The organism is Saccharopolyspora shandongensis (assembly GCF_900106995.1).
Taxonomy (GTDB): Bacteria; Actinomycetota; Actinomycetes; order Mycobacteriales; family Pseudonocardiaceae; genus Saccharopolyspora; species Saccharopolyspora shandongensis.
Map to the genome: position 1 here is coordinate 370,913 of NZ_FNOK01000001.1, position 6,330 is coordinate 377,242.

6 protein-coding genes are annotated in these 6,330 nt (G+C 70.7%); 2 read left to right on the forward strand and 4 right to left on the reverse strand.

Translation table 11 applies throughout. The features are described from left to right. Positions 1–7: 7 nt before the first annotated feature. From ribD to BLW84_RS01755, 4 genes are all read right to left on the reverse strand, one after another. Positions 8–1,051 carry a bifunctional diaminohydroxyphosphoribosylaminopyrimidine deaminase/5-amino-6-(5-phosphoribosylamino)uracil reductase RibD gene (ribD, locus tag BLW84_RS01740; protein ID WP_093260548.1) on the reverse strand — a complete coding sequence of 348 codons (1,044 nt, stop codon included), beginning with the start codon at positions 1,049–1,051 and terminating at the stop codon, positions 8–10. Between the two features lie 294 nt (positions 1,052–1,345). Then, complete coding sequence (gene rpe, locus BLW84_RS01745) at positions 1,346–2,026, reverse strand: ribulose-phosphate 3-epimerase (protein ID WP_093260469.1); 681 nt, start codon at positions 2,024–2,026, stop codon at positions 1,346–1,348. 137 nt (positions 2,027–2,163) lie between these two features. Continuing rightward, positions 2,164–3,558: an amino acid permease gene (locus BLW84_RS01750; RefSeq protein ID WP_093260471.1), complete on the reverse strand. Its 1,395-nt coding sequence runs from the start codon at positions 3,556–3,558 to the stop codon at positions 2,164–2,166. A gap of 106 nt (positions 3,559–3,664) precedes the next feature. After that, entirely contained in the window at positions 3,665–4,081 is a 417-nt protein-coding gene (locus tag BLW84_RS01755; RefSeq protein WP_093260473.1) for an OsmC family protein, read from the reverse strand. A 212-nt stretch (positions 4,082–4,293) separates the two neighbouring features. Here BLW84_RS01755 and BLW84_RS01760 point away from each other — a divergent pair, with 212 nt between their 5' ends. Together BLW84_RS01760 and BLW84_RS48835 are read left to right on the forward strand one after the other, a co-directional pair. Next, the gene (locus BLW84_RS01760) at positions 4,294–5,634 is read left to right on the forward strand and encodes an APC family permease (protein ID WP_093260475.1); all 1,341 of its coding nucleotides are present in this window, start codon (positions 4,294–4,296) and stop codon (positions 5,632–5,634) included. A 453-nt stretch (positions 5,635–6,087) separates the two neighbouring features. After that, positions 6,088–6,330, forward strand: a 243-nt coding sequence (locus BLW84_RS48835; RefSeq protein ID WP_425441661.1) for a transposase, incomplete at its 3' end; no start/stop codon positions are given.

Sequence of the window (6,330 nt, forward strand, 5' to 3'; positions counted from 1 at the left end):
CCTCGCACTACCCGGCTTCGGCGCCCGGTCGGCCGCCCATCGGGACCGCGCTGATCCGGACGTCGGCGCCACTCATAGTCGTCTCTTCGACGGTCAACCGCCATGCTTCCGAGATGCTTCCCACTCCCGCCTCCCCGAGCGCGGCCGGACCCGCGCCCAGCAGCAGCGGCGCGACGTAGGCGAGCACGCGGTCCACGCACCCGGCGGCGATGAACGCGCCGGCCAGCCGCGGGCCACCTTCCAGCAGCACGTCGACGACGCCGCGGCCGGCGAGCGCGGCGAGCACCGCGGCCGGGTCGCCGCCGGGCAGCTGGATCGTTTCGGCCGCGTCGTCGAAGACCTTGGCGGCACGCGGGATCTCGCGGTCGCCGACGACTACCCGCAGCGGCTGCCGGGCCAGCAGCGCGCCGTCCGCCGCGCGGGCGGTGAGCTGCGGGTCGTCGGCGAGGACCGTGCCGGTGCCCGCGATGATCGCGTCCACCTGCGCGCGGAACCGGTGCACCTCGGCGCGGGATTCCGCGGAGCTGATCCACTTGCTGGTGCCGTCGGCGGCGGCCGAACGACCGTCCAACGTGGCCGCGTACTTCCAGGTGACGTGCGGGCGACCGGTTCGCGTGAAGTGCAGCCAGGCCCGCAGCGGGCCCCTTTCCACCGCGTCGACCATAAATCCACTGTGGACATCGATGCCCGCGGCGCGCAGCACGCCGGCGCCACCGGCGGCCTGCGGGTTGGGATCGGAGGCCGCGTGCACCACGCGCGCGACCCCGGCCGACCGCAGGGCATCCGTGCAGGGCGGCGTCCGGCCGGTGTGCGAGCACGGTTCCAGCGTCACCACGGCGGTGCCGCCCCTGGCCCGCTCCCCCGCCGCGCGGAGCGCGACGACTTCCGCGTGCGGACCGCCCGGCGGCTGCGTCGCGCCGACGCCGACGACCTCGCCGTCAGCGGCCAGCACCACGCAACCCACGGGCGGGTTGGGGCTGGTGGTGCCGCGCACCTGCTCGCTCGCGGCGATCGCGGCGAGCATCGCCTGCTCCTCGACACGACCGACCATCGGTTCCCTCCGCTCCTGCGAGCCGACCTTCACCACAGCCCGACGAACCCACGTTTCACCGGCCAGGTGCCGCGAACAAGTTGTAGGCCTGTGGAGAGCCGTTTTTGTCTGTGAAGCGGCGAAGCCGCTTAGCCCACCCCCGCCGCTTGCACCGCCGCGGGTTCTCAGGGGTCTTCTCGCGAGGACAGCCCCGACGTGGTGAATTGGGCATTCATGATGTCGGGGATCCCACAGCGAGAAGGCGCCTGAGGTTCCGCCACCCACACCGCCACGCAGGATGAGCCTGGTATCAATTCACTGCCGGGCGTGGGCGAAGTTCGGGGCGGCCTTGGCGCGCAGGGCCTCGATGGCCTTCGCCGGGTCGGCGGCGTTGTAGACCGCCGAGCCCGCCACGAAGCAGTCGACGCCGGCTTCCGCGGCCTGCTCGATGGTGTCCGCGTTGATGCCGCCGTCGATCTCCACCACCAGGTTCAGGTGCCCCGTGTCGACCAGCTCGCGGGCCTTGCGGGCCTTGTCCAGCACGTCGGCGATGAAGCTCTGGCCGCCGAAGCCCGGCTCCACGGACATCACCAGCAGCGTGTCGTAGTGCTTGAGGACCTCGACGTACGGGTCCAGCGGGGTGTTCGGCTTGATCGACAGGCCCGCCTTCGCCCCGGCCGCGCGCAGGTCCTTGGCGATCGCGATCGGGTCCTTGGCCGCCTCCACGTGCACCGTGACGTTGTAGGCGCCGGCCTCGGCGTAGCCGATGGCCCAGCGGTCCGGGTCCTCGATCATCAGGTGGCAGTCGATCGGGATGTCGGTCGCCTTCAGCAGCGACTCGACCACCGGCAGCCCCAGGGTCAGGTTGGGCACGAAGTGCGCGTCCATCACGTCCACGTGCAGCCAGTCGGCGCGCACGCCGGGCGCGCCGTTCACGGCGGCCATCTCGTCGGCGAGGCGGGCGAAATCGGCGGACAGGATGGAGGGCGCGATCATCGGCTGGTTCGACACATGCGGGAGTGTAAATGCCTGGTGCGGCGGGCCGCGCAAGCGCCCTTGCGCTCCCGCCACTCACCCGATCGGCGGAGCCGCTGGAGGGCACCCGTCCCACGGCCGGTGCCCTCCAGCGGTGCTCACTCCGACCGCGCGGCGCCGCGGCGCCGGACGATGTAGTACGCCACGCAGAGGATCAGCACGAACGGGACGCCCGCCTTCCAGGCGGTGTTGAACTGCTCGGTGAACGGCGTGGTCAGCAGCACCGCCGCGACGAACAGCATCGCCAGCACCGTCGTCACCGGGGCGCCCGGCAGCCGCACCGGCGACGGCGGCAGGCCCTCCAAGGCCCGGCTGCGGCGGAACACCAGCTGGCTGGCGAAGATCATCAGCCACACCACCAGCGCGCCGAACAGCGCCAAGCCCAGCAGCATCGGGAACGCGGTGTCCTCGGCGAACACCGACAGCGACGCGGCCAGCGCCAGCCCGACCGCCGACAGCACCAGGGCGCGCCGCGGCACGCCGTTCTCGCTGACCACGGCGAACCACTTCGGCGCATAGCCGTCCAGGGCGAGCGAGTGGGTCATGCGGGCGGTCAGGTACAGGTTCGTGTTCATCGCCGACAGCGCGGCGGTGAGCACCACGAAGTTCATGATCCCGGCCGCGGCGGGGATGCCCACGATGGTGAACAGCCGCACGAACGGGCTCTCCGTGATGTCGCCCGACGACGAGGCCTGGTTCCACGGCAGGATCGAGACGACCACCAGCATGCCGAGCACGTAGAACAGGCCCAGCCGCAGCACCATGCTGCGCGCCGCGCGCGGCACGTCCCGGCCGGGGTTGCGGGACTCCGCCGCGGTCATCGAGACGGCCTCGGTGCCCAGGTAGGAGAACGTGACCACGGTCAGCGCCAGCCACACCGCGCCGATGCCGTTGGGCAGGAACCCGCCGTGCTCGGTCAGCGCGCCGACGCCCGCCGGCTGCTGGCCCGGCAGGCCGAAGACGATGTAGACGACGCCGAGCACCACGAACACCACGATCGTGACGACCTTGATCATGGCGAACCAGTACTCGAACTCGCCGAAGAAGCGCACCGCGGCGATGTTGATCGCCAGCATCAGCACCGAGAAGACCACCACCGGGATCCACAGCGGCAGCTGCGGGTACCAGAACTGCAGGTACAGCCCGGCCGCGATGACCTCGCTGCCGATGTTGACCACCTGCGCGGCCCAGTAGATCCAGCGGGACACGAACCCGGCGAGCCCGCCGAGGTACCGCTTGATGACCGCCCCGAACCCGCCCGCCTCGGGGTGCACCACGATCATCTCGGCCAGCGCGTACGCCAGAGCCAGCGCGGCGAACGCGGCGACCGCGTAGGCGATGATCACGGCCGGGCCGGCGATGGAGATCGCTAGGCCGGAACCGAGGAACAGCCCGGTGCCGATGGCGCCGCCGATGGCGATCATGCCGACTTGGCGCCCGGAGAGATCCCTGCGCAACCCGGACTGCTGTGTCCGTGCGGTCTCCTGTGCCACTGTGCTGTGCCTCCCACTCGTCGCGCACCAGCTGACAGGTGCGCGACGAGCACCTTACGACGCGCCCCCGGCGGCCGGATGCCTCAGTTGCACAGTTGTAGTGCGGTCAGCGCGGAAGGGTCAGCTCGATCGGGGTGCCCTCCTCGACGGAGCGGCTGACGGTGCAGTACTTCTCGATCGCGCGCTGCACCGCGTCGACGACCCTGCCGCGCTCGTCGTCGTCCTCGATCCCGCTGAGGTCCACGTCGAAGCCGACCTGGACCGAGGCGAACTTGTGCTTGTCCTCCGGGACCTTGGTCCGGTCGGCGTGCACCGTCACCTTCGCGTCCTCACCGAGCCGCCGGACCAGCAGGTTCTCGCTGGTGACCGCGGAGCAGGCGGCGATGGCGGCGAGCAGCAGCTCGCCGGGGGTGAACGCGTCGGGCGCGTCCTCGCGGCCGATCGTCACCTCGCCACCGCGCGGGTTGGTCGCGGTGAAGGTGTGCGAACCGGTGCGGGTCACTTCGACCGGAGTGGAAGACATTCGTACCACCTGACGTGAGTTGCGGTTGCCGGTCCAGCCTCGGCGCGGAACCGTGCATGGTCAACCCTCGCGGGCGCCGCGTTGTTCCGGCCGGGCCGGGGGCGTGCTTTGATCGGGCTCCCCATCCTCGCAACCCGCAGCGCCGCGGGTCCTCGGGCGTCTCCTAACCCCGAGGGGACCCGCACATCGATTTCGGAGACAGGTGTTCTGCCATGACCACTACTTCCGCGGAGGGGTTGCAGCGGCGGCTGTCGCTGCGCGACCTGATCGTTTCCGGCCTGCTGTTCATCGGGCCGCTCGCGCCCGTCGGCGTCTTCGGCGTGCTCGACGCGCGCAGCGGCGGCGCGGTGGCGCTGGTCTACGTCGTCGCGACCGTCGCCATGGCGTTCACCGCCTGGTCCTACGCGCGGATGTCGGCGGCGGTGCCGAAGGCCGGTTCGGTGTTCGCCTACGCCTCGGCGGGCCTGGGGCGGGCGCCCGGTTTCGTGGCCGGGTGGATGATCATGCTGGACTACCTGTTCATCCCGAGCGTGGCGTCGCTGTTCGTCGGCATCGCGACGAACTCGCTGGTGCCGCAGATCCCGGTGTGGGTGGCGACCGGCCTGGCGATCGTCGTCGTGACCACGCTGAACCTGACCGGCGTCAAGGTCGCGGCGATCGTCGGCACGGTGGTGCTGGTGGTGGAGATCGTGCTGCTCGCGGTGTTCGTGGTCGCCGCGCTGGTGGTGCTGGCCACCGAGGGCCCGGTCCGGCCGTGGCTGTCGCCGCTGACCGGCGTGGGCGCCTTCGCGCCGCTGGCCGTGCTGGGCGCGGTGTCGGTGGCGGTGCTGTCGTTCCTCGGCTTCGACGCGATCGCGTCGTTCGCCGAGGAGAACACCGGATCGGCCCGCCAGGTCGGCCGGGCGCTGCTGTTCTGCCTGGCGCTCAGCGGCGTGCTGTTCTTCGTGCAGACCTACCTCGCCTCGCTGCTGAACCCGCTGACACCGCAGGAGCTGGCGCTGAACCCGGACGCGCAGGACTCGGCGTTCTACGACATGCTGCGGGCCTCGCTGGGCGGCTGGCTCGCGGTGGCCGTGACGGCGGTGAAGGCGGTCGCCCCGGCGTTCTCGGCGATGGTGGCGCAGGCGGCGGTGAGCCGGCTGCTGTTCGGCATGGCGCGGGACGGCCAGATGCCCGCGGCGCTCGGCCGGGTGGACCGGCGGGCGCACGTGCCGCGCAACGCGACGCTGCTGGCCGCGGTGGTGACGCTGATCGTGTCGGTGTGGGCGGCGTCGGCCGAGGACGGGCTGGAGGTCCTGTCGTCGATGGTGACGGTCGGGGCGTTGACCGCGTTCGTCCTGCTGCACGCCTCGGTGATCGGCTACTTCGCGGTGTCCGGGCGGGACCGCCGGGTGTCCACTGCGGTGGTCCCGGTCGTCGGCGCCCTGATCGCGGCGGTCGTGCTGGCCACGGCGAGCCCGCTGGCGCTGGCGGTGGGAGCGGCCTGGCTGGTGATCGGCCTGATCACCTACTTCGCCCGCCGCCGCACCGCCGTCCGGCGAACCCCGGAATAGCCCGAGTTCGCGCCGCTTCCGCAGCCCAGGCCCCGTGCGCGTGCTGTGCTGCTATAGAGGCTGTTTGGATGCGGTGGCGCTGCGTCGTGGTAGATCGGCTGGCGGCATCGAAGTGGTGAAGTGAACGGCCTGTTCGCCTCACCTATCGGGACGAACAGGCCGTTCACTCCACACCGGCTGATGCCCGCCGACACCGGACGGCTGCAGCGAACGGACCGTTCACCTCACCTACCGAGGCGAACAGGCCGTTCACTCCACACCAGCCAACGACGACTCACCACTGCGCCAACGGGTTCAAAACAGCCTCTATAGAGGCTGTTTTGGAAGGGGTTGTGGGTGGTTGTGATATGTGGCTGATGATCACGTGGGGGCGTGTCGTAGCCGCAGACAAGGGCGGGTTCTTGTTATCGCAGTGGTTGTCTAAGCCAGCGATCACAAGAACCCGCGATGTCATTGAACCCCGTACCGGCCGATGCCGACCAGGAGGGGTGCGGCTGCGGCTGCACAACCCGCCGACCCCGCTACCCCTCGGATCTCACCGACGCCCAATGGGCGGTCCTTCGACCCCTGCTACCAGCGCCTTTGACCAAGACCCCGCTGGGCGGGCGACCGGAAAAACACCACCGCCGCACGGTCGTTGACGCGATCTTCTACCTGGTGGACAACGGCATCAAGTGGCGTGCGCTGCCCGCGGAT

Bases quoted from the DNA above. Each gene is read 5' to 3' on its own strand.
- BLW84_RS01760 (WP_093260475.1), top strand. From the start codon at position 4,294: ATGACCACTACTTCCGCGGAGGGGTTGCAGCGGCGGCTGTCGCTGCGC.
- ribD (WP_093260548.1), bottom strand. From the start codon at position 1,051: ATGGTCGGTCGTGTCGAGGAGCAGGCGATGCTCGCCGCGATCGCCGCG.
- BLW84_RS01755 (WP_093260473.1), bottom strand. From the start codon at position 4,081: ATGTCTTCCACTCCGGTCGAAGTGACCCGCACCGGTTCGCACACCTTC.
- rpe (WP_093260469.1), bottom strand. From the start codon at position 2,026: ATGATCGCGCCCTCCATCCTGTCCGCCGATTTCGCCCGCCTCGCCGAC.